18 protein-coding genes and 1 rRNA gene are annotated in these 21,657 nt (G+C 72.1%); 9 read left to right on the plus strand and 10 right to left on the minus strand.

What is annotated here, in order from left to right; all coding sequences use genetic code 11:
* Positions 1-22: 22 nt before the first annotated feature.
* Positions 23-577 carry a DJ-1/PfpI family protein gene (locus MRBLMG1_RS17275; protein ID WP_367824907.1) on the plus strand — a complete coding sequence of 185 codons (555 nt, stop codon included), beginning with the start codon at positions 23-25 and terminating at the stop codon, positions 575-577.
* Positions 578-714: 137 nt separating this feature from the next.
* On the opposite strand, the gene MRBLMG1_RS17280 is transcribed toward MRBLMG1_RS17275, so the two are convergent.
* Positions 715-1,371, minus strand: coding sequence for an HAD family hydrolase (locus MRBLMG1_RS17280; protein WP_367824908.1), 657 nt, complete (start codon positions 1,369-1,371; stop codon positions 715-717).
* Positions 1,372-1,441: 70 nt separating this feature from the next.
* Positions 1,442-1,948 carry a DUF6912 family protein gene (locus MRBLMG1_RS17285; RefSeq protein WP_367824909.1) on the minus strand — a complete coding sequence of 169 codons (507 nt, stop codon included), beginning with the start codon at positions 1,946-1,948 and terminating at the stop codon, positions 1,442-1,444.
* A 275-nt stretch (positions 1,949-2,223) separates the two neighbouring features.
* On the opposite strand from MRBLMG1_RS17285, the gene MRBLMG1_RS17290 reads away from it, so the two are divergent.
* Complete coding sequence (locus tag MRBLMG1_RS17290) at positions 2,224-2,736, plus strand: Rv3235 family protein (RefSeq protein WP_367824910.1); 513 nt, start codon at positions 2,224-2,226, stop codon at positions 2,734-2,736.
* A gap of 133 nt (positions 2,737-2,869) precedes the next feature.
* Here MRBLMG1_RS17290 and secA read toward each other — a convergent pair whose 3' ends face one another.
* Positions 2,870-5,677, minus strand: coding sequence for a preprotein translocase subunit SecA (gene secA / locus MRBLMG1_RS17295; protein WP_367824911.1), 2,808 nt, complete (start codon positions 5,675-5,677; stop codon positions 2,870-2,872).
* A gap of 239 nt (positions 5,678-5,916) precedes the next feature.
* Between secA and MRBLMG1_RS17300 the strand changes: the two genes are divergently transcribed.
* Together MRBLMG1_RS17300 and MRBLMG1_RS17305 are read left to right on the plus strand one after the other, a co-directional pair.
* The gene (locus MRBLMG1_RS17300; protein WP_367824912.1) at positions 5,917-6,507 is read left to right on the plus strand and encodes a GNAT family N-acetyltransferase; all 591 of its coding nucleotides are present in this window, start codon (positions 5,917-5,919) and stop codon (positions 6,505-6,507) included.
* A gap of 140 nt (positions 6,508-6,647) precedes the next feature.
* Complete coding sequence (locus MRBLMG1_RS17305; RefSeq protein WP_367824913.1) at positions 6,648-7,811, plus strand: winged helix-turn-helix domain-containing protein; 1,164 nt, start codon at positions 6,648-6,650, stop codon at positions 7,809-7,811.
* Here MRBLMG1_RS17305 and MRBLMG1_RS17310 read toward each other — a convergent pair.
* The 6 genes from MRBLMG1_RS17310 to mtrA form a co-directional block, all read right to left on the minus strand.
* A complete protein-coding gene (locus MRBLMG1_RS17310) occupies positions 7,808-8,560 on the minus strand; it encodes a response regulator (RefSeq protein WP_367824914.1) in 753 nt (250 codons plus the stop codon). The genes MRBLMG1_RS17305 and MRBLMG1_RS17310 overlap by 4 nt on opposite strands.
* Positions 8,561-8,773: 213 nt before the next feature.
* Positions 8,774-9,454, minus strand: coding sequence for a ribosome hibernation-promoting factor, HPF/YfiA family (hpf, locus tag MRBLMG1_RS17315; RefSeq protein WP_366304815.1), 681 nt, complete (start codon positions 9,452-9,454; stop codon positions 8,774-8,776).
* A gap of 295 nt (positions 9,455-9,749) precedes the next feature.
* The gene (locus MRBLMG1_RS17320) at positions 9,750-10,553 is read right to left on the minus strand and encodes a ComF family protein (RefSeq protein WP_367824915.1); all 804 of its coding nucleotides are present in this window, start codon (positions 10,551-10,553) and stop codon (positions 9,750-9,752) included.
* A gap of 262 nt (positions 10,554-10,815) precedes the next feature.
* A complete protein-coding gene (locus MRBLMG1_RS17325) occupies positions 10,816-12,681 on the minus strand; it encodes an LpqB family beta-propeller domain-containing protein (protein WP_414721596.1) in 1,866 nt (621 codons plus the stop codon).
* Complete coding sequence (gene mtrB / locus MRBLMG1_RS17330) at positions 12,671-14,689, minus strand: MtrAB system histidine kinase MtrB (protein ID WP_367824916.1); 2,019 nt, start codon at positions 14,687-14,689, stop codon at positions 12,671-12,673. The genes MRBLMG1_RS17325 and mtrB overlap by 11 nt, the downstream gene beginning before the upstream one ends.
* Before the next feature lies 1 nt (position 14,690).
* Positions 14,691-15,368, minus strand: a complete 678-nt coding sequence (gene mtrA, locus MRBLMG1_RS17335; RefSeq protein ID WP_010356958.1) for a two-component system response regulator MtrA — start codon at positions 15,366-15,368, stop codon at positions 14,691-14,693.
* 642 nt (positions 15,369-16,010) lie between these two features.
* Between mtrA and MRBLMG1_RS17340 the strand changes: the two genes are divergently transcribed.
* From MRBLMG1_RS17340 to MRBLMG1_RS17360, 5 genes are read left to right on the plus strand one after another with little or no spacing between them, the layout of a single operon-like run.
* Entirely contained in the window at positions 16,011-17,228 is a 1,218-nt protein-coding gene (locus tag MRBLMG1_RS17340) for a hypothetical protein (protein ID WP_367824917.1), read from the plus strand.
* 4 nt (positions 17,229-17,232) lie between these two features.
* On the plus strand, positions 17,233-17,928 hold the full coding sequence (locus MRBLMG1_RS17345; RefSeq protein WP_367824918.1) for a DUF4129 domain-containing protein: 696 nt from the start codon (positions 17,233-17,235) through the stop codon (positions 17,926-17,928).
* Positions 17,925-19,124 (plus strand): DUF4350 domain-containing protein, encoded by a 1,200-nt coding sequence (locus MRBLMG1_RS17350; RefSeq protein WP_367824919.1) that lies wholly within the window; start codon positions 17,925-17,927, stop codon positions 19,122-19,124. The genes MRBLMG1_RS17345 and MRBLMG1_RS17350 overlap by 4 nt, the downstream gene beginning before the upstream one ends.
* On the plus strand, positions 19,121-20,104 hold the full coding sequence (locus MRBLMG1_RS17355; RefSeq protein WP_367824920.1) for an AAA family ATPase: 984 nt from the start codon (positions 19,121-19,123) through the stop codon (positions 20,102-20,104). Before MRBLMG1_RS17350 ends, MRBLMG1_RS17355 begins: the two co-directional genes overlap by 4 nt.
* Before the next feature lie 12 nt (positions 20,105-20,116).
* Positions 20,117-21,427 carry a DUF58 domain-containing protein gene (locus tag MRBLMG1_RS17360; RefSeq protein WP_367824921.1) on the plus strand — a complete coding sequence of 437 codons (1,311 nt, stop codon included), beginning with the start codon at positions 20,117-20,119 and terminating at the stop codon, positions 21,425-21,427.
* A 93-nt stretch (positions 21,428-21,520) separates the two neighbouring features.
* Here MRBLMG1_RS17360 and rrf read toward each other — a convergent pair.
* Positions 21,521-21,637, minus strand: a 5S ribosomal RNA gene (gene rrf, locus MRBLMG1_RS17365).
* Positions 21,638-21,657: the final 20 nt, after the last annotated feature.

Genomic DNA, 21,657 nt, shown 5'->3' on the forward strand with positions numbered 1-21,657 from the left:
CCATCTGTGACCTGGGAGAGCCATGGCGAAGATCCTGATCGTGACCGGGGACGCGGCGGAGTCCTTGGAGGTGATGTACCCCTACCAGCGGCTTCTGGAGGAGGGCTACGAGGTCGACATCGCCGCCCCGGCCCGCAAGACGCTGAGGTTCGTCGTCCACGACTTCGAGCCCGGCTTCGACACGTACACCGAGAAGCCCGGCTACACCTGGCCCGCCGACCTCGCCTTCTCGGAGGTCGACCCCGGCGCGTACCTCGCGGTGGTGATCCCGGGCGGCCGGGCGCCCGAGTACCTGCGCAACGACCCCGAGCTCCGCAAGATCCTCAAGGCCTTCTTCGACGCCGACAAGCCCGTCGCCCAGATCTGCCACGGCCCGCTCCTCACGGCCGCGATCGGCGGGCTCGAAGGCCGCCACGTCACCGCCTACCCCGCCCTCGAACTCGACATGCAGGCCGCCGGCGCCACCTTCCAGGACTCCGCCGCCGTCGTCGACGGCCTCCTCGTCTCCTCGCGCGCCTGGCCCGACCACCCCACCTGGATGCGCGAATTCCTCAAGATCCTCCGCACCAAGGGCTGAGCCGACCCCCGCCGCACCGGTGGGTTGTGGGCATACGTTCCGCAGGGCGGAACGGGTGGGCACCACCCACCCACCGGCCTGCACCCGGCCGCCCGCTCCGGCCCACCCCGGGCAGGCACCGCGCGGTGGCGCGGGAGCTACACCAGCTCCTCCGCCACCGCGACCGCCTCCTCCAGCGAATCCACCACCGGCACCCCAGCCCGCGCCAGCGACGCGCGACTGTGCGACCCCCCGGTGTACAGCACCGCCTTCGCGCCCACGTGCCCCGCCGCCACCGCGTCGTCCGCCGCGTCGCCGATGACGACCACCCGCTCCGCGGGAACGGCCAGCGCGGCCAGGTGCCGCACCATGTGCCCGGACTTCCCGTCCGTGGACGCGTCGGCCCGCCCGTCCATCCGTACGAACCGCTCGGCGATCCCGTGCCGCGTGACGAGCGGTATCAGCTCGGCGTGCGGCGCAAGCGACAGCAGCGACTGCGTGAACCCGGACGCCTGCCGCGCCGCGAGCAGCTCCGCGGCGCCGGTGGTCAGCCCGCAGTTCTCGGCCCGCTGCCAGTAGTGCCGATGGAAGGCTCCGTCCATGACGGTCCACTCCGCGTCGGTCGGCAGTCGCCCCATCAGCCGCTCGTAGAACTTCGGCACCGGCACCGTGTACAGCTCGCGGTACTGCTCCAGGGTGATCGTGGCGAGCCCGAGCTCGGCGAAGGCCGCGTTCGTCGCCCCGATGACCGCGTGGGTGTCGTCGAGCAGTGTGCCGTTCCAGTCCCAGACCAGGTGTTTCCCGTGCTTCCCCATGGAAAGACGGTACCCGCCGCCCCTGACACCGAAGAGTGCCCGTCCACCGGGCACGAGCGCGGTGGCGGAGTCAGCCCAGCAGTCCGGGGATCTCCTGCACCCCGAACCACAGCAGTTCGTGGTCCTCGGCCCCGTCCACGACGAACTGGGCGTCGTCGTCGCCCTGGTCAGCCGCCCCCAGCGCGCCGGCCGCCGCCGTGACGTCCGCCTCGGCGTCGTCCGCGTCGGCGTGCACCGCCGCCGCCTTGGCCAGCCGGACGGGCCCGGCGATCCGGACCTCGCCGATGGAGTCGGCGTGGAGGCCGCCGTCGGGGTCGGCGGTCGCGTCCTCGTCGGCCACGTCGACGGCGACGACGATCCGGCGCCGGGGCGCGTCGGGGTCGCCGGCGAGGAGGCGCAGGGAGGCGGCCGCGGCCCGGTTGAGCGCCGCGTACTCCAGCTCCTCGATGTCGTCGGAGACGTACCACTCGCGCAGCGCGGGGGTGACGGCGTAGGCGGTCAGCGGGCCGGGGGCCAGCTCGCCCGCCTTGTGCGCCTGTGCGAGACCGGGGAGGGTCAGGGGGACGTAGACGCGCATGGCTGGCCGCTTTCGTAGACGGAGAGGCCCTCAGGATACGTGCGGAGTCCCCCTTCGGGGCGGGCGGCCGAACGGGCCGTGCGTCCACCGCGAAGGCCCGCCCGCCGAGCCGCCGGAGAGCCGTTTTCCCGCCGCGTCACCCGGATAGGTGATCCGGTTTCGGGACCGCCCCGCCGGCGCGGTCGCCTTGCGGGGCCCCGGAGTCCCCCCGTACAAGATCCCCAACGGAAGTTACCGACTGGTACCACTCGGTTACGCAACGACAGGGGCCCGCCATGACCGTCACGCTCACCACCACGCCCGCCCCCACCCCGCGCCCCCGCACCGCCCCCGGCGGCCCGGCCGGCACGCGCCCGCGTGGCTCTGCCGGGGCCCGCCCGCGCGGAGCCGCCGGCACCCGCCCGCGTACGCCGGCCCAGGGCGGCCCGCCCCGCACCGCACCCCGCACGCTCCCCCCGCACACCGTCTTCGCCGAGCGCCTCCTCGCCGTGCTCAGCGGGGAGCGACCGGTCCACTGGATGCTCGGCCACACCGTCGGCGAGGCGTACGAGCAGCTCGTCCTGCTCGCCCCGCAGACTCCCCTGCGCTCGCTCGGCCCCCGCCCCGTCCTGCGCCGCTGCTCGGTCCAGGTGCACCCCGGACGGACGGCCGTGGAGGCCTTCGCGACGATCGCCACCGGCCCCCGCGTACGGGCGATGGCGTTTCGCCTGGAGCGCGGCGCCGACCAGCGCTGGCGCTGCGCCGCCGTGGAGCTCGACGGCCTCGGCGCGACGGCCCGCCGCACATGACGAAGGGGCCGGCCGCCCATCGGGCGACCGACCCCTTCACCGCAGAACACTCAGACCACTCAGACCACTCAGACCACTCGGAAACGTCGGAACAGTCGGAGCATCAGTGCGCTGTCACCTCTCGGCGACGGCGTCACTTCTTGCGACGACGCCCGCCGCCGCCCGCGTTCTTCTGCGCCTTGCGCCGCTCGGCCCGGGTCATCCCGTCGCCCTCGTCGTCGGAGGCGAAGTCGCCCTCGACGACACCGCCGTCACCGTCGACGGTCGGCGCGGAGAAGTGCAGCCGGTCCGGCCGCTGCGGGGCGTCGAGGCCCTTGGCGCGGATCTCCGGACGTCCGGCGGGAGCCGGGACGGCGTCCTCCTTGGTGAGCGAAGGCGCGCTCGCCTGCACGGGGACCTCCTCGACCTGCTGCTCGACCTGGACCTCCAGGTTGAACAGGTAGCCGACGGACTCCTCCTTGATGCCCTCCATCATGGCGGTGAACATGTCGAAGCCCTCGCGCTGGTACTCGACCAGCGGGTCCTTCTGCGCCATGGCGCGCAGGCCGATGCCCTCCTGGAGGTAGTCCATCTCGTAGAGGTGCTCGCGCCACTTGCGGTCCAGGACGGAGAGGACCACGCGGCGCTCCAGCTCGCGCATGATCTCCGAGCCGAGCTGCTTCTCGCGCGTCTCGTACTGCTCGTGGATGTCGTCCTTGATCGACTCGGCGATGAACTCGGCGGTGATGCCCGCCCGGTCCCCGGCCGCGTCCTCCAGCTCCTCCACGGTGACCTTCACCGGGTAGAGCTGCTTGAAGGCGTTCCACAGACGGTCGAGGTCCCACTCCTCCGCGAAGCCCTCGGCGGTCTCCTGGCGGATGTAGTCGTCGATCGTGTCGTCCATGAAGTGCTGGATCTGCTCGTGCAGGTCCTCGCCCTCCAGGACGCGGCGCCGCTCGCCGTAGATGACCTCGCGCTGCCGGTTGAGGACCTCGTCGTACTTCAGGACGTTCTTGCGCGTCTCGAAGTTCTGGGTCTCGACCTGGGACTGGGCGGAGGCGATGGCGCGGGTGACCATCTTGTTCTCGATCGGCACGTCGTCCGGCACGTTGGCCATGGCCATCACGCGCTCGACCATCTGCGCCTTGAACAGCCGCATGAGGTCGTCGCCGAGGGAGAGGTAGAAGCGGGACTCGCCGGGGTCGCCCTGACGGCCGGAACGACCGCGCAGCTGGTTGTCGATGCGGCGGGACTCGTGGCGCTCGGTGCCCAGGACGTACAGACCGCCGAGCTCCTTGACCTCCTCGAACTCCGCCTTCACGGCCTTCTCGGCGCGCTCCAGGGCGGCGGGGAGGGCGGCGGCCCACTCCTCGACGTGCTCGACCGGGTCCAGGCCCGCCTGGCGCAGCTCGGCCTCGGCGAGGTCGTCCGGGTTGCCGCCGAGCTTGATGTCCGTACCGCGGCCGGCCATGTTCGTGGCGACCGTGACGGCGCCGCGGCGGCCGGCCTGGGCGACGATGCTGGCCTCGCGCTCGTGGTGCTTGGCGTTGAGGACCTCGTGCTGGACGCCGCGCTTGGAGAGCTGCTGCGAGAGGTACTCGGACTTCTCGACGGAGGTCGTGCCGACGAGGATCGGCTGGCCCTTCTCGTGCTTCTCCGCGATGTCGTCGACGACGGCGGCGAACTTGGCGACCTCGGTCCGGTAGATCAGGTCGGACTGGTCCTTGCGGACCATCGGCCGGTTCGTCGGGATCGGCACGACGCCCAGCTTGTAGATCTGGTGGAACTCGGCGGCCTCGGTCATGGCCGTACCGGTCATGCCGGAGAGCTTCGAGTACAGGCGGAAGAAGTTCTGCAGGGTGATGGTGGCGAGGGTCTGGTTCTCGTCCTTGATCGCCACCCCTTCCTTCGCCTCGATCGCCTGGTGCATGCCCTCGTTGTAGCGGCGGCCGGCGAGGATACGGCCGGTGTGCTCGTCGACGATCATGACTTCGCCGTCCATGACGACGTAGTCCTTGTCCTTCTTGAACAGTTCCTTCGCCTTGATGGCGTTGTTCAGGTAACCGACGAGCGGGGTGTTCACCGACTCGTAGAGGTTGTCGATGCCCAGCCAGTCCTCGACCTTGGCGACACCGGCCTCGTGGATGGCGACGGTGCGCTTCTTCTCGTCGACCTCGTAGTCGCCGGTCTCCTCGATGCCCTTGAGCGGGTTGCCGGGCTCGCCCTTGGAGAGGCGGGTGACGAGCTTCGCGAAGTCGCCGTACCACTTGGTCGCCTGGTCGGCCGGGCCGGAGATGATCAGCGGCGTACGGGCCTCGTCGACGAGGATGGAGTCGACCTCGTCGACACAGGCGAAGTTGTGGCCGCGCTGGACGAGCTCGTCCTTGGACCACGCCATGTTGTCGCGGAGGTAGTCGAAGCCGAACTCGTTGTTCGTGCCGTACGTGATGTCGCAGTTGTACTGCTCGCGGCGCTGGGCCGGCGTCATGTTGGCGAGGATGCAGCCGACGGTCAGGCCGAGGAACTTGTGCACCCGGCCCATCAGCTCGGAGTCACGCTCGGCCAGGTAGTCGTTGACCGTGATCAGGTGCACGCCCTTGCCGGACAGCGCGTTGAGGTACGCCGGGAGGGTGCCGACGAGGGTCTTGCCCTCACCGGTCTTCATCTCGGCGACGTAGCCGAGGTGGAGGGCGGCGCCGCCCATCAGCTGGACGTCGTAGTGGCGCTGGCCGAGGACGCGCTTGGCGGCCTCGCGCACCGTCGCGAACGCCTCGGGCATCAGGTCGTCGAGGCTCTCGCCGTCGGCGTACCGCTGCTTGTACTCCTCGGTGAGCGCCCGCAGGTCGGCGTCGGAGAGGTTGACGAAGTCCTCTTCGATGGAGTTGACCTGGTCCGCGATGCGGTGCAGTTTGCGCAGGATCTTGCCTTCGCCTGCACGCATGAGCTTGTTGAAGACGGACACTGAGGCTGGTCTCCTTGCCGGTCGGGCCTGGCACTGGGTCTTGTGAAGGACGCGAGCGCGGGCACGGCAGGTGGTCCCCACCGCAACGGCCATCGTAAGCGAGACCGCCCGCGCAGAGGGAGGCCCGCAGTGCCGGAGCCGTCCGTCCGCCCGTAAAGAGAACGTCCGAGGTGGGCGGAAGGTGCCGCCCCACCCGAAAAGTGTTCGCTTCCGGTCCGCGGGGTCACCACAATCCCGGCATGGATCCCATCACCCTCACCACGGACCGACTGAGGCTGCGCAACTTCGTCCCCGAGGACACCGACGCGGTGTACGCGGTCTGCCAGGACCCCGACATCCAGCGCTGGACCGTCGTCCCCTCCCCGTACAAGCGCGAGGACGCCGAGCTCTTCGTCCAGCGGCTGGCCCCGGACGGCTGGCGCGACGACACGGAGTACGCGTTCGCCGTCGAACCGGTCGCCGGGGGCCCGCTGCTCGCCGCGGCCTCGCTGGGCAGTCGCGGCCAGGGCGTCTGGGAGGTCGGCTACTGGCTGGCCAGGGAGCATCGCGGCGCCGGCTACATGACGGAGACCGTCCGGGCCCTCGCCCACTGGGCCTTCACCGGCCTCGGCTGCACCCGCCTGGTCTGGCGCGCCGAGGTCGGCAACGTCGGCTCGCGCGCGGTCGCCGAGCGGGTCGGCTTCGTCATGGAGGGCCCCCAGCGCGCCGCCCTGGCCAACAAGGGCACTCTCAGGGACGCCTGGATCGCCGCCCTGCTGCCCTCCGACTTCGGCCTGCCCAGCCCCCTCCCGTACCTCCCGGCCCGCAACCTGCCGTCCGGTGCCGCCTAGGCGGTGCCCTGCCGGTCAGGCCCGGTGCCGCCCGGGCGGCAGCCCGGCCGGTCAGGCCCGCGAGCCCTGCCTGACCGGCAGGACACCGCCCGAGGCCGGGCCGCGGCCGGTTGTCAGTGCCGGGGCCTAGGGTGCGGTCCATGACGACTGTGCCGCGCCCCGCCGCCGAACTGTCCGCCGACGACGCCCGCCGGATCGCGCTGCGCGCCCAGGGCTTCCTGGGTGCGCCCGACCGCAGGGCAGGGGTGCGCGGGGTCCTCAGGTCGCTCGGCCAGGTCCAGCTCGACACCATCTCCGTACTGGCCCGCTCCCACGAGCTCATTCCGTACGCGCGCCTGGGCGCCGTCGGCCGTACGACCGTCGAGGACGCGTACTGGACCGGGGCGCACGCCTTCGAGTACTGGTCGCACGCCGCCTGCGTGCTGCCCGTCGAGGAGTGGCCGCACTTCGCCTTCCGCAGGCGCGCCTACCGCAACCGCCCGCACTGGGGACACGAGCTGTCGCCCGGGGCGTACGACAAGGTGATCGCCCAGCTGCGGGACCAGGGACCGCTGACGGCGACGGAGCTGGGCGGCGCGAAGAACAAGGGCGAGTGGTGGGACTGGTCCGACTCCAAGATCGCCGTCGAGCGCGCGCTGATGTACGGCGAGGTCGTCGTCACGGAGCGGCGCAGCTGGAAGCGGGTGTACGACCTGGCCGAGCGGGCGATCCCGCAGGAGCTGCTCCACGACGACCTGGACGACACCGAGTGCGTGCGGCGCCTGGTGCGGCAGGCGGGCGAGGCCCTCGGCGTGGGCACGCGCACGGACATCGCCGACTACCACCGGATCAAAGCCGAGCAGTTCGACGCGGTGGTCGAGGCCTCGGGTCTGGTGCCGGTGTCGGTGGCGGGCTGGGGGAAGCCCGCCTGGGCCGATCCGGCGGCGCTGGCGACGGAGCCGCGCGGCCGGCACCGTACGACGCTGCTCTCGCCGTTCGACTCGCTGATCTGGGAGCGTCCCCGCACCGAGCGGATCTTCGGCTTCACGCACCGCCTTGAGGCGTACGTGCCCAAGCCCAAGCGGGTCCACGGCTACTTCGCGATGCCGGTCCTCGCCGGCGGCCGCCTCGTCGGCCGGGTCGACCCCGCCCGCGAGGGCCGCACCCTCGTCGCCCGCCAGATCACCCTCGACGGCCCCAAGGCCGTGCCCGCCGTCGCCCAGGCACTGCGCGAGGCGGCCGAGTGGGTCGGCTGCGACTCCGTCTCGGTCGAGCGCGTCGACCGCCCCGAACTGTCCGCCGCCCTCGTGACCGCGCTGGGCTAGCGGATCTCCAGGATCTTCTCGCGCATCGCGTAGACGACGGCCTCCATCCGCGAGTGCAGCTGGAGCTTCTCCAGGATGTTGCGGACGTGGTTCTTCACCGTGTTCTCGGAGATGAAGAGCTCCTTGGCGATGTCCCGGTTGTTCATCCCGGTCGCGACGAGCTTGAGGACCTCCAGCTCGCGGTCGGTGAGCCGGGGCGCGGGCACCAGTCGGCGCTCGTCGGTGCGCTGGATCATCGACTTGAACTCGGTGAGGAGCTTCGACGCCATCGACGGGCTGATCTGCGACTGTCCGTCCGCGACCGCCCGGATCGCCGTCGCGACCTCGTCGGTGGAGATCTCCTTGAGGAGGTAGCCGGTGGCCCCGGCCTTGATCGCGTCGTAGAGGTCGGCCTCCTCGTCGCTGATCGTCAGCATGATGATCTTCGCGCTGGGGGCCACCTCCTTGATGGAGGTGCACGCCTCGATGCCACCGCGCCGGGGCATGCGCACGTCCATCAGGACGATGTCGGGCAGCAGATCGGCGGCCTTGTCGACGGCCTCGGCACCGTCACCGGCCTCTCCGACCACCTGGATGTCCTCCTCCTGCGCGAGGACGATCTCCAGTCCGCGGCGGAAGAGGGCGTGGTCGTCCACGACGAGGACCCGGATCGGCTCTTTGCGGAATGCACCGCTGTCCGATTCCGATCCCTCCGGGACCACACCACCGTGCTCGCGCCCGCTGAGCACCGGCCCGAAGCTGTCCGCCATCGTTCCTCCCCCTGAAGGCCGTGGCCTGAATTCGTTTCCGGTCCTTCAACCGCTGCTCGGAGAGCACCGGTTGGCGTGCACGCCATGATTTCATGCCCCGGCGGCGCTGGGGTGCTCGATGCACGCACGGGGGTGCCCCTGGGAGACGCCAAGCGCTCCAGGGGCACCGAATGGGACAGCTGAGGTAGGGGGTGGTGCGGGTGCGGCGGCCGGTCAGCCGCCGAGTGCACCGCCGGCGCCGCCGCCCTCGGCGAGCGGGTCGCTCTCCAGGTGGATGACGCCGTAGTCGTACGCGTGTCGCCGGTAGACGACGCTCGGCTGCTTGTTGTCGGAGTCGACGAAAAGGTAGAAGTCGTGGCCGACCAGCTCCATCTCGTAGAGCGCCTGGTCGAGCGTCATCGGGGCGGCCCGGTGGGTCTTCTCGCGGACCACCAGCGGGCCTTCGCCCTGGACTTCGATCGAGCCCATCATCGTGGTGGGCACCTTGTCGGGCTCGTCGGCGGCCAGTTGGCCGTCTCCGTTGAGCTGCGCGGCGCCGGGCACCACGTCCCCGACCTCCGCTGCCGACAGCCTGCCGTTGCCGCGGCGGGTGTATCGCTTGTCGTGCTGCTTGCGCAGTCGTGCCTCGAGCTTGTCGCTGGCGAGGTCGAGCGCTGCGTACGGGTCGCCTGCCGCAGCCTCCGCCCGGATCACCGGGCCTCGGGAGTGGAGGGTGATCTCCACGCGGTCGGACCGGTCGGCCTGCCGCGGGTTGTGCTCCTTGGACACCTCGACGTCGAGGCTGATCACCTTGCCGTCGAGCTTCTGGATCTTCTCCAGCTTCAGCTTCTCGGCCACGTGCTTGCGGAACCGCTCGGGCACCTCGGTCTTGCGGCCCTTGACGACGATGTCCACGCAGAACTCCGTTCCCGGATCGCCCTGGTCGGCTCCTTGGCCGCCGGGGATCTCCCTTTGCACCAGACTCCGGTGGATTACCGGAGCTCGGACTTGGCGACTTTCACCTCCTCCTCCCCAGTCGACAAGATCCCCACCCCATCGACAAGAGGTTAATTCGCCCTGAACTCCCGTCCTGTAGGCGCAACCATGTATTCGGTGAGGCGATGGCGTTCGCCATTCCTCACAACCGAACATAGCCCCTTCGGACGGGTGTCGGCACCCGCTACCGCGACATAGCTCCGTTCGAGTGCTTTCACCACTCACCACCTGCAACGATCCAACTTCCCCGCGAGTTCCGGTTTATTCCGAACGAAGCTGGAGAGGATGCGATCACAGCCCCTACCCGCTGTTCGAATTCGCGCTGCGCCGAACCCGCCGGTAAGCCGTGCGGTATTCCTCGAATGAACGGCGGGTGTACGGCTCCGAGGGCGCGCGCCGCCTCCGCGAGCGAGGCGCCCGTGGTCATCAGGTCGTCCACGAGGACCACCCTTCCCGCCGTCAGGAGCCGCTCGCCGCCCGGCGCGACCTCCAGTGCCCCGGCCAGGTTCGCGAGCCGCCCACGCGCCCCCAGCCCCGCCTGGTCCGCCACGTACCGCCGTTGGCGCAGCACGGGCACGACCCGCGCCGGCCGCCCCGACCTCCGCAGCCCGGCCGCCGCCGCGAGCGCGATCCGGCGCGTCGGATCGTGCCCACGCGCCCGTACGGAACGCCGGGACGACGGCACCGGTACAAGGAGCAGCGGACGTCCCCCGGGGCCCGCCTGCGGCCCCGCAGCGGCCTCCACGGCCGCGGCGAGCGCTCCGCCCAGGGGCCGGGCCAGCCCGAGCGCCCCGCGCTCCTTGTGGGCGAGCAGCAGTTCCCGTACGGCATCGGCGTACGGCGCCGCGGCATGCACCACCGGCAGCCCGGCGGGCTCGGGCGAGGGCCGCACCCGGCTCGGCCCCGTACCGCGCAGCGCGACCGCGCACGACGGACACAGCTCCGTCCGCGGCCTGCCGCAGCCTCCGCAGGCGACCGGCAGCACCAGCCCGGCGATCTCCCGCCACCACCCCCGCATGGCTCCACTGTGCGCCTCCCGGCGCCCCTCGGCCACCCCTGTGGAAAACCCCGCGAAGCCCTCCCGAGTACGTCAGGTGCCGATGCTCCCGGACGTACCCCCGAGGACGCTTCCCGGCCCTGCTCCCGCGCCGGCCAGGGCCTCCCGGCCCTGCCCCTGCTCCGGCCGACGGGGCTTCCTGGCCGGATCACCCCTGGGCCCGGGGGCGCGGCGGTCTCGGCGGGAAACCGCCCCATCCCGTCGGATCCCGCCCCCGCTCCCGCTACCCCGGATAGACCGGCGAGAGCCCCGTCTTGACCACCGGCTGCCAGTTCGTCCCCGGCACGAGGCGGACGATGCCGTCGCTGCCGGAGTCGGCGACGACGGGCGTCTTGTCGTTGTGCGGCGCGGCGACCGAGGTCACCCCGTCCAGACCGGGCAGCACCGAGGTCGCCGACGTCGAGCCGTCGGTCTGGAGGTAACGGATCTGCTGCACGCCGCCCGCTTCCCTGCCGACCACGACGAGCCGGCTCGGACCGGCCCAGGAGACGGCCGTGACCGACTCCATCCGGGGTGTGGCGGGCTGGAGGTCGAGGACGGAGACGACCGGCTCGTCACCCGTCGTCTGCCGCTGGACCCGGCCGATCTGGAGGGTCGTGCGCTCGCCCCGGGTCACGACCAGCGCGACCCGGACGCCGTCCGCGGAGACCCGCAGCGACTCGATCCGGGCGTCGTCGTCCAGCCAGGGCGTACGGACCTCGACGGGCTCGCCGGTGCCGTCCGGCACCATCCACAGGCGCGGCGACGCGGGGTCCCGGTCGGCGACCCACAGATCGCCGCGGCCGTCCCAGCTGGGCGCGGACAGCCGGTCCTCGGGCCGGGCGGCCTTGCTCTTGAGGATCGCGACGGGCGGCTCCTGCTCGGCGGTGATCGAGGAGACGTACAGCTCACGGCCGGTCGCCCCGACCCCGGCGGCCCGGGTCTCGCCCCGGTCGACGGCGACGGACCGGAGCTGGGTGCCGCCCTTGCCGAGCGGCCCGGGCACCTCGGTCGGCGTGGCGGACTCCTTGGCGCCGATCATCAGCATCGTCAGCCTGCCGTGGCCGTCGACGAAGTACGGGTTCTCGCCACGGTCGGTGTCGCGGACCGCGGCGAACTCGGCCGCCTGCCCCTTGCCCAGCCGGCACAGCGACTGGCCGCCGGAGCCGAGGAGCTCCACCTGCTCGACCCGCACGGACGTCAGGTCGCCGAGCGTGAACAGCAGCTGCGCGGCCATCCGCCGGCAGGCGTCGCCGCCCGCCCGGTCCGCCTTGGCGTTGAGCGGCACCCGCAGCGTGGACTGGTCGTCCGGCGCGAGCGTGGTGACGCCCTCCTTCAGCTCCGTACCGGAGAGGAACGACGAGTCGACGGCGGGCTTCAGCCAGTTCGTCGGGCCTTCGAGCAGCGCCTTGACCGTCTGCGTCACCGGATCCATCCGGGTGACCGGGTCCTGCCGCTGCCGGATGTAGACGGGGTCGGCGACGACCCAGTCCTCCCCGGAGGCGAAGTAGTACTTGTTGACCGAGCGGTAGTTGCGCAGGAAATCGGCCTCGCCGAGCACCAGGCCGGGCGGGAGGCTGTCGATGCGCCACTCCTTGCCCTTGCCGTTCGCCGTCGGCTGCTGCACGACGTGGATCGACTGCACGTACTCGGCGGGGCTGACCGGCTGGTACGCGTGGCGGCCGTCCACCGTCGCGATCCTGCGCCCGGAGAGCGGGTAGGCGCGGCCCTGGTTCTCGGGGTCGGCGTTGCGGTCGGCCGGCTCGCGGTCGGGCGCGGTGGTGAGCACGGTGATGCTCTGCTCGGGCTTCCAGCTCCGCGCGGCCTTGTTCGTCAGGTACTTGCGGGCGGTGGCGAAGCCCGGGTCGTCACTGGTCATGGCTTCGAGGAAGCCGTCGACGATCTCGTCCGGTTCGGCGTTGTCGCGGGGCGCGACGGCGTACACCCGCACCTGCGAGTCGCCCTGGTTGGCCCCCTTCACCTCCTGGACGTCACCGCTGTCGGGCATCGTCGCGCAGGCGGTCATGAGCATCCCGCCGCACGCGGCCAGCACGACTGCCCGCGTCACCCGTCCCCGCCCCGCGTGCTCCGCTCGGGAGTCAGCGCCCACGTGTCCCGTCCTCCCGCTCCGCGTTCCCGTTCCCACCGGCCCCCGCCGTGGTCGTCTCTCCGCCGTCGGTCTCCGTCGCCGCGCGCGCGACCACCCGCGCACCGCTGCCGGGCAGGGCCGTCGGGTCGACGGTCGCCCGCGACGGCGCGGGCAGCCTCGGCGGTACGGAGAGCGAGGGCCGCTCTCCGGCGGCCTGCGCCGGCACCGCCGCCCGGTGCGCGTTCTCCTGGGCACGCCCCGCGGCCGCCTGCTCGCGGTTGCGCCGCGAGTCCTCCGGCTCCAGCGGGATCGGGGAACCCCGCAGCGGCTCGTCCGCGGTGCGCGGCAGGGTCAGCCGGAACTGCGAACCGCCACCGGGCTCGCCCCAGGCCTGGAGCCAGCCGCCGTGCAGTCGGGCGTCCTCGACGGCGATCGACAGGCCGAGGCCCGTGCCGCCGGTGGTGCGGGCGCGGGCCGGGTCGGCGCGCCAGAAGCGGTTGAAGACCCGGGTCGCCTCGCCCGGCTTGAGCCCGACGCCGTAGTCGCGGACGGCGACGGCGACGGCCCCGCCCGCGGCGGCCAGCTTCACCACCACGTCCCGGCCCTCGCCGTGCTCGACGGCGTTGACGACGAGGTTGCGCAGCACCCGCTCGACCCGGCGGGCGTCCGCCTCGGCCACCACGGGCTGCTTGTCGCCGACGACGACGATCCGGGTGCCCTTGCGCTCGGCGAGGGGTTCGGCACCGCCGATCACCCGCCGGACGACCTGGCGCAGGTCTATCGGCTCGGCCTCCAGCGCCGCCGCTCCCGCGTCGAAGCGGCTGATCTCCAGGAGGTCCGAGAGCAGCGACTCGAAGCGGTCGAGCTGGTCGCCGAGGAGCTCGGCGGACCGCGCGGTCACGGGGTCGAAGTCGACCCGCGCCTCGTGGATGACGTCGGCCGCCATCCGGACCGTGGTCAGCGGGGTGCGCAGCTCGTGCGACACGTCCGAGACGAACCGCCGCTGCATCCGCGACAGCTCCTCCAGCTGCTGGATCTTCAGCTGGAGGCTCTGCGCCATCTTGTTGAAGGCCTCGCCGAGCCGTGCGATGTCGTCCTCGCCGGTGACCTTCATCCGCTCCTGGAGCCGGCCGGCGGAGAGCCGCTCGGCGATCCCCGCGGCCATCCGTACGGGCGTGACGACCTGGCGCACCATGAGCCAGGCGATGGCGCCGAGCAGCACGACCACGAACAGTCCGGCGGTCGCCAGCGTGCCCTTGACCAGGGTGAGGGAGTCCTCCTCCTGCGTCAGCGGGAAGAGGTAGTAGAGCTCGTACTGCTTGCCCTCGGCGTCGTTCAGCCGCTTGCCGATCACCAGCCCGCTCTCGGACGCCTTGCCGCTGGTGTAGTGGATCCGGGTGGACTGCTGGAACGTGTCCGTGCCCTGGGCCACCGAGTGCCGCAGTTCGGCGGGGATGCTCGTGGTCGGGTCGACCTCGCCGGAGGCGCGGGCACCGCGGCTCGCGGCCTCACCGGTGTCGAGGGAGAGCGCGACCACGTTGAAGGCGCTCTGACCACCGCTGGCGAGTTGCTCGACCAGCGTGGAGCGCCAGTTCACGGACGCGCCCGCCCGGACGCCCTCCTGCTGGCCAGGGGCCGACGACGTGGTCGCCGCCCGGTCCTGGGCGGCGGAGAACCCGCCGGCGGCCTGGCTCTGGGCGGCTTTCTCCTTGGCTTCGAACAGGCCGTTGCGGACCTGCCCGATCACGACGATGCCGAGCAGCAGCACCACGCCGAGCGACATCAGGAGGGTGCCGGCGACGACCCGCAGCTGGATGTTCCGCCGCCACAGCCGCAGGGCGGGCAGCAGCGGGCGGCGCACCCAGCGCACGAAGAGCCGGAAGACGGTTCCTCCCGGCGCGCCGTCCTGGAGGAGCCGTCCGCCGCGCGGCAGACGGCCGGAACGCGAGCCCCCCCGCCCCGGTCCGGCAGTCCGCCCCGTACGGACTCCCGGATCCCCGGGCTTCGGAGCAGTACTGCCTGCGCTCATGTCAGCTCGGCCCCGCCTTGTATCCGACGCCACGGACGGTCACCACGATCTCCGGGCGCTCCGGGTCCTTCTCGACCTTCGAGCGCAGTCGCTGGACGTGCACGTTCACCAGCCGGGTGTCGGCCGCGTGCCGGTAACCCCAGACCTGCTCCAGCAGGACCTCACGGGTGAAGACCTGCCACGGCTTGCGCGCCAGCGCGACGAGCAGGTCGAACTCGAGCGGGGTCAGGGCGATGGACTGCCCGTCCCGCTTCACCGAGTGCCCGGCCACGTCGATGACCAGGTCGCCGATGGTCAGCTGCTCCGGCGCCGGCTCCTCGGACCTCCGCAGCCGCGCCCGGATACGGGCGACGAGCTCCTTCGGCTTGAACGGCTTCACGATGTAGTCGTCGGCGCCGGACTCCAGGCCCACCACCACGTCCACCGTGTCGCTCTTGGCCGTGAGCATGACGATCGGCACACCCGACTCGGCCCTGATGAGCCGGCACACCTCGATGCCGTCCCGTCCGGGCAACATCAGGTCGAGCAGCACCAGGTCAGGCTTGGCCTCCCGGAATGCGGCAAGCGCCTTGTCACCGTCCGCGACGAACGACGGCTCGAACCCTTCACCCCGCAGCACGATGCCGAGCATCTCGGCCAGTGCGGTGTCGTCGTCGACGACAAGAACGCGTCCCTTCATATCGACATCATCCCATTTCCGTATCAGTCCTAAGGCGGCTGGTGAGATACCTCACTGACCTGCGGCGACGCCCTTGATCAACCGTCGGTGACTGCCCGTGTCCGTGGGTGTTGATGTCAGTCATGGAAGTCACCCCCGTGTCCCCCGTGGTCGCGCAGAACCGTACCCCGCGCCACCACCCACAGCCCATGCGGCAGAACGCCCCACTTCACGGAAGCGCCCCACATCCTTCCCGGCGGTAACCAGTTCCTCCTGGCGCGCGACGTCACGCTCCCCACCATCCCCGAGGAACCCGCCACTCGCACAGCCACCTCCCTCCCGGCCACACCACTCGCCGGACGCCGCAGCAATCACGGCCACCAGCACCGGCGCCACCTTCGGAAGGGAGGGCCGTTCCACACCCCGCCAAACCCGTCATCGCACGAATCCCGCAGCCTGATCAGGCATCCGCAGAGTGTGCCGCCTCCCGCTCGCACAAGGAAGGTCCGGACAAAGGTACGAACGAGTCGGCGGCCCCCGCCCGCGGGTGAGCCCCGCGTGGCACGATGGCACCCGGCCCGCCGCCGCGTCAGGTGTCGGCCGCCGTGACCGAGCCGGTTTCGCCGATCCGGCACCGCGACCAATCCTCCGAGGTGGACGACCGTGAACGACACTCCGGGCTGGACCTCGCCCGGATCCGCCCCCTCCGACGGCCAGGACGGCTCCGGGGTCCCCCGGCCCGCCGCCCCCGCCGACGCGAACGGCTCCGCCCCCCAGTGGTCGAAGGACCAGCCGCCCGCCGGCCAGTGGTCCCCGCCCACCGGACAGACGCCGCCGCCCCCCGGCCCCGGTCAGAACTGGGGAGCCCCGCCTCCTCCCGTGAACTGGGGCAGGCCGCCGGCCGCGAAGCCCGGGGTGATACCGCTGCGCCCGCTCGGCATGGGAGAGATCCTCGACGGCGCGGCGAAGACCCTGCGCACCTACTGGCGCACGGTGCTGACCATCACGGTCACGGTCGCGGTGATCTCCCAGATCGCCGACATCCTCGCCCAGCGGTATCTCGTCCCCGCGACCGAGGCGGTCAGCGCGGACGCCACACCCGCCGAGCAGCTCCAGCAGTCCCTCGATTCGTTCCAGTCCTCGCTGATCGGCCTGGGCCCGTCCCTGCTGGTCACGCTGATGGCGTCCACGGTCAGCGCGGCCCTGCTCACCGTCGTCATCAGCCGCGCCGTCCTGGGCCGCCCGGTCTCGCTGAGCTCCGCCTGGCAGGAGGCCCGCCCCCGCCTGCTCCAGCTGATCGGACTGACCCTGCTGACCGCGGGTCTGGGCGCGGCCGTCGTCTGCGTCGGCCTCCTCCCGGGGCTTCTGATCGGCGGCGCCCCCGGGGTGGCGCTCGTCGTCCTCGGCGGCCTCGGCGCCATGGCGGCCGCCGTCTGGCTGGTCATCCGCTTCAGCCTCGCCTCTCCCGCCCTGATGCTCGAACGCCAGGGCGTGATCCGGTCCCTGAAGCGCTCGGCCAAGCTGGTGCAGGGCTCGTGGTGGCGGATCTTCGGGATCACGCTGCTCACCCAGCTGCTGATCTTCCTCTTCGCCATGATCATCGCGATCCCGTTCACCATCGTGGGCATCGCGGTCGACGGCGACGGCTTCTCGGGCCTCCTCTCCGGCACGCCCCCCTCCTTCGGCTGGCCGTTCCTGATCATCACGGGCATCGGCGGCGTGATCACCAGCGCGGTCACCTTCCCGATCTCCGCCGGCGTGACCGTCCTGCTCTACATCGACCAGCGCATCCGCCGCGAAGCCCTGGACCTCGAACTGGCCCGGGCCGCCGGACTCGCCGGCTACGACCCCGCCCCCGGCGACCGCACCGTCGGAGGCTGATGCCGTGACGGTCACGGGGGGAACGACCGCGGCACCGCCGACACGACTGCTCGCCGACGACGGCGTACCGGTGGACATCTCCCGCCTCCCCGCCCGCGAGGCGGCGGAGCGGGAGCTGTCCGATCCGGCGTACCACCAGAACGACCCGAGCCTCCTCCAGCGCGGCCTCGACCGCTTCTGGGAGTGGCTCGACGACCTGTTCGGCGCCATGTCGGACGCCACCCCGGGCGGTGTCGTCGGCATCGTCGCCGTCGTCCTGGTCGTGATCGCCCTCGTCGCCGCCCTCTGGTGGCGCCTGGGCACCCCGCACCGGACCGCCGGCACCACCGGGGACTCCCTCTTCGCCGACGGCCCCCGCACCGCCCGCGAGCACCGCTCGGCCGCCGCCCGCCACGCTTCCGCCGGCCGCTGGAACGAGGCGGTCCAGGAACGGATGCGGGCCATCGTCCGCTCGCTGGAGGAGCGCACCCTGCTCGACCCCCGCCCCGGCCGCACCGCCGACGAGGCCGCCGCCGAGGCCGGCCGTTCCCTGCCCTCCCACGCGGACGACCTGCGCCTCGCGGCCCGCACCTTCGACGACGTCACATACGGCGGCCGCACCGCCGACGAACCCGCGTACCGCCGCGTCGAAGCACTCGACACCGCCCTGGAGCGCACCCGCCCCGCCCTCGACGCAGCCTCCACGGAGGCTCCCGCATGAGCCGCGTGGCCACCGCCCCCACATCGACCGCCCCCTCCGCCCGCCGGGTCTGGACCCGGGTCCGCGGCGCCGCCCTGGTCGTCGCCCTCGTCCTGATCGGCGGCATCGCTCTCGCGACGGTCCGCTCCGGCGACTCCCACGGCGCCCTCGACCCCCGCTCCCCCGACCCTTCCGGCAGCCGCGCCGTCGCGGAACTCCTCAGGGCCCGAGGCGTCACGATCACCCTGGCCACCACCCTCGACCACGCCGTGTCCGCGACCGACCCCACCTCCACGCTCCTGGTCACCACCCCCGACCTCCTGACGGGCACCCAGCAGGCCACCCTCCACTCGGCCATGGCCCGCTCCACCGGCCGCACCGTCCTCGTCGGCGCGGGCACGGCCTCGCTCGCCACCCTGGCCCCCGGCGTCACCACCGCCACGAGCGCCTCCGTGCGGAACCTCGCCCCGTCCTGCGCCGTCCCCGCCGCCACCCGCGCGGGCAGCGTCGACCTCGGCGGCGAGCGCTACCTCACCTCCCCCGGCACCACCGCCGACACCTGCTACCCCTCCGGCGGCCTGCCGACCCTGGTCCGCCTCCCCGGGCCCGGCACCACGGACACGGTCCTCATCGGTTCGCCCGACATCCTGACCAACGACCGTCTCGACCAGCAGGGCAACGCCTCGCTCGCCCTTCAACTCCTCGGCTCCCGGCCCCATCTCGTCTGGTACCTCCCCTCCCTCGCCGACACTTCGGCCACCGACGACACCGCCGGCGACACCCCGGAGAACTTCCTCTCCCTCGTCCCTTCCGGATGGCTGTGGGGCACCCTCCAACTCGCCCTCGCGGCCCTGCTCGCCGCCATCTGGCGCGGCCGCCGCCTCGGCCCCCTGGTGACCGAACGACTCCCGGTCGCCCTCCGCGCCTCCGAAGCCACCGAGGGCCGCGCCCGCCTCTACCGCAAGGCCGACGCCCGCGACCGCGCCGCCACCGTCCTGCGCACCGCGACCCGCACCCGCCTCGCCCCCCTGCTCGGCGTCGCCCGCCAGGACGCCCACGCCCCCGAGCGCCTCCTCCCCGCACTCTCCGCCCGTCTCCCGGGCACCACCGCGGACCCCCGCACCCTCCTCTTCGGCCCGGCTCCCGCCGACGACGCCGCACTCATCCGCCTGGCGGACCAACTCGACGCCCTCGAAAGAGAGGTACGCACCTCATGAGCGCCCCGACCCCCGAGACCGCTACGAACTCGGACAGCGCCCGCGCCTCCCTGGAGGCCCTGCGCACCGAGATCGCGAAGGCCGTGGTCGGCCAGGACCCCGCCGTCACCGGTCTCGTCGTCGCCCTGCTCTGCCGGGGGCACGTCCTCCTCGAAGGCGTCCCCGGAGTCGCCAAGACCCTGCTGGTCCGCTCGCTCGCCGCAGCTCTCGAACTCGACACCAAGCGCGTCCAGTTCACCCCCGACCTGATGCCGAGCGACGTCACCGGCTCCCTGGTCTACGACACCCGCACCGCAGAGTTCTCCTTCCAGCCCGGTCCGGTGTTCACCAACCTGCTGCTCGCCGACGAGATCAACCGCACGCCTCCGAAGACCCAGTCCTCCCTCCTGGAGGCGATGGAGGAGCGTCAGGTCACCGTCGACGGCACCCCCCGCGCCCTGCCCGAGCCGTTCCTGGTCGCAGCGACCCAGAACCCCGTCGAGTACGAGGGCACCTACCCTCTCCCCGAGGCCCAACTGGACCGTTTCCTCCTCAAGCTGACGGTCCCTCTGCCCTCACGCGCGGACGAGATCCAGGTCCTCACCCGTCACGCCGAAGGTTTCGACCCCCGCGACCTGAAGGCCGCCGGCGTCCGCCCCGTCGCGGGCCCCGCCGAGCTCGAAGCTGCCCGAGCCGCCGTCGCCAAGGTCTCGGTCTCCCCCGAGATCGCCGGCTACGTCGTCGATATCTGTCGTGCCACGCGTGAATCCCCCTCGCTCTCGCTCGGGGTCTCCCCCCGAGGCGCCACCGCCCTGCTCTCCACCGCCCGCGCCTGGGCCTGGCTCACCGGCCGGGACTACGTCACCCCGGACGACGTGAAGGCCCTCGCTCTCCCCACCCTGCGCCATCGCATCCACCTGCGGCCCGAGGCCGAGATGGAGGGGGTCACCCCCGACTCCGTCATCAACTCGATCCTCGCCCACGTCCCCGTACCCCGCTGAGAACGGCGCCCCATGGCCCTCACCGGACGAACCGCGCTGCTCGCCGCCCTCGGATCGCTCCCCGTCGGCATCCTCGCCCCCAGCTGGACGGGGATGCTCGCGGTGAACGCGCCCCTCTCGCTAGCAATTCTGTGCGACTACGCCCTGGCGGCGCCAGTACGAAAGCTGCAATTCACCCGAAGCGGTGACACATCCGTTCGACTCGGTGACGCCGCAGACATCCGACTCACCGTCACCAACCCGTCCCGCAGGCCCCTTCGCGCCCAGCTCCGCGACGCCTGGCCGCCCAGCAGCTGGGTACCCGGCACCGAGCACGCCGCGTCCCGCAGCGCACTGAAGGTCCCCGCCGGCGAACGCCGCCGCCTCACCACGACCCTTCACCCCACGCGCCGCGGCGACCGGCACGCCGCACGGATCACCGTCCGCTCGTACGGCCCCCTCGGCCTCGCGGCCCGCCAGGGCAACCACGAGGTCCCCTGGACGGTCCGTGTCCTACCGCCCTTCACCAGCCGCAAGCACCTGCCGTCCCGCCTGGCCCGGCTCCGCGAACTCGACGGCCGCACCAGTGTCCTGATCCGGGGTGAGGGCACGGAGTTCGACAGTCTCCGCGAGTACGTCCCCGGCGACGACACCCGCTCGATCGACTGGCGGGCCACGGCCCGCCAGAACACGGTCGCCGTCCGCACATGGCGCCCCGAACGCGACCGGCACATCCTCATCGTCCTCGACACCGGCCGCACCTCCGCGGGCCGCGTCGGCGACGTCCCCCGCCTCGACGCCTCCATGGACGCGGCCCTGCTCCTCGCCGCGCTCGCCTCCCGCGCCGGCGACCGCGTGGACCTCCTCGCGTACGACCGCCGCCTCCGCACCCAGGTCCAGGGCCGATCCGCCGGCGACGTCCTCCCTGCCGTGGTGAACGCCCTCGCCCCCCTCGAACCCGAGCTGGTGGAGACGGACGCCCGGGGCCTCGCCGCGACCGCCCTCGCCCGCGCGCCACGCCGCTCCCTCATCGTGCTGCTCACGAGCCTCGACGCCGCCCCGATCGAGGAAGGCCTCCTCCCGGTCCTCCCTCAGCTCACCCAGCGCCACACGGTCCTGGTGGCCTCCGTGGCCGATCCCCACATCGCCCGCATGGCGGCGTCACGGGGCACCATCGACGCTGTCTACGAGGCCGCCGCCGCCACCCAGACCCAGTCGCAGCGCTCGCGGACCGCCGACCAGCTCCACCGCCACGGCGTCACGGTCGTCGACGCCTCCCCTGAAACCCTCGCCCCGGCCCTGGCCGACGCCTACCTCGCCCTGAAAGCAGCCGGCCGCCTCTGACCACACCACCGGTACGGCTCCCAGAAAGGGATTCCGGCCCGTAAACGCAGAAAAGCCCCGCACCATAAGGTGCGGGGCTTTCCCACAATGATTGTTCGGCGGTGTCCTACTCTCCCACAGGGTCCCCCCTGCAGTACCATCGGCGCTGAAAGGCTTAGCTTCCGGGTTCGGAATGTAACCGGGCGTTTCCCTAACGCTATGACCACCGAAACTCTATGAAGTTGAACTCA

This window comes from Streptomyces sp. LMG1-1-1.1 (assembly GCF_040815545.1).
Lineage (GTDB): Bacteria > Actinomycetota > Actinomycetes > Streptomycetales > Streptomycetaceae > Streptomyces.

What these genes read in the sequence shown, in the direction of transcription:
- MRBLMG1_RS17350 (WP_367824919.1), top strand. Translation starts at nt 17,925, where the DNA reads ATGAGCCGCGTGGCCACCGCCCCCACATCGACCGCCCCCTCCGCCCGC.
- MRBLMG1_RS17320 (WP_367824915.1), bottom strand. Translation starts at nt 10,553, where the DNA reads ATGCGGGGGTGGTGGCGGGAGATCGCCGGGCTGGTGCTGCCGGTCGCC.
- MRBLMG1_RS17300 (WP_367824912.1), top strand. Translation starts at nt 5,917, where the DNA reads ATGGATCCCATCACCCTCACCACGGACCGACTGAGGCTGCGCAACTTC.
- MRBLMG1_RS17305 (WP_367824913.1), top strand. Translation starts at nt 6,648, where the DNA reads ATGACGACTGTGCCGCGCCCCGCCGCCGAACTGTCCGCCGACGACGCC.
- mtrB (WP_367824916.1), bottom strand. Translation starts at nt 14,689, where the DNA reads ATGAGCGCAGGCAGTACTGCTCCGAAGCCCGGGGATCCGGGAGTCCGT.
- MRBLMG1_RS17275 (WP_367824907.1), top strand. Translation starts at nt 23, where the DNA reads ATGGCGAAGATCCTGATCGTGACCGGGGACGCGGCGGAGTCCTTGGAG.
- mtrA (WP_010356958.1), bottom strand. Translation starts at nt 15,368, where the DNA reads ATGAAGGGACGCGTTCTTGTCGTCGACGACGACACCGCACTGGCCGAG.
- MRBLMG1_RS17310 (WP_367824914.1), bottom strand. Translation starts at nt 8,560, where the DNA reads ATGGCGGACAGCTTCGGGCCGGTGCTCAGCGGGCGCGAGCACGGTGGT.
- MRBLMG1_RS17360 (WP_367824921.1), top strand. Translation starts at nt 20,117, where the DNA reads ATGGCCCTCACCGGACGAACCGCGCTGCTCGCCGCCCTCGGATCGCTC.
- MRBLMG1_RS17285 (WP_367824909.1), bottom strand. Translation starts at nt 1,948, where the DNA reads ATGCGCGTCTACGTCCCCCTGACCCTCCCCGGTCTCGCACAGGCGCAC.
- MRBLMG1_RS17355 (WP_367824920.1), top strand. Translation starts at nt 19,121, where the DNA reads ATGAGCGCCCCGACCCCCGAGACCGCTACGAACTCGGACAGCGCCCGC.
- MRBLMG1_RS17280 (WP_367824908.1), bottom strand. Translation starts at nt 1,371, where the DNA reads ATGGGGAAGCACGGGAAACACCTGGTCTGGGACTGGAACGGCACACTG.
- MRBLMG1_RS17290 (WP_367824910.1), top strand. Translation starts at nt 2,224, where the DNA reads ATGACCGTCACGCTCACCACCACGCCCGCCCCCACCCCGCGCCCCCGC.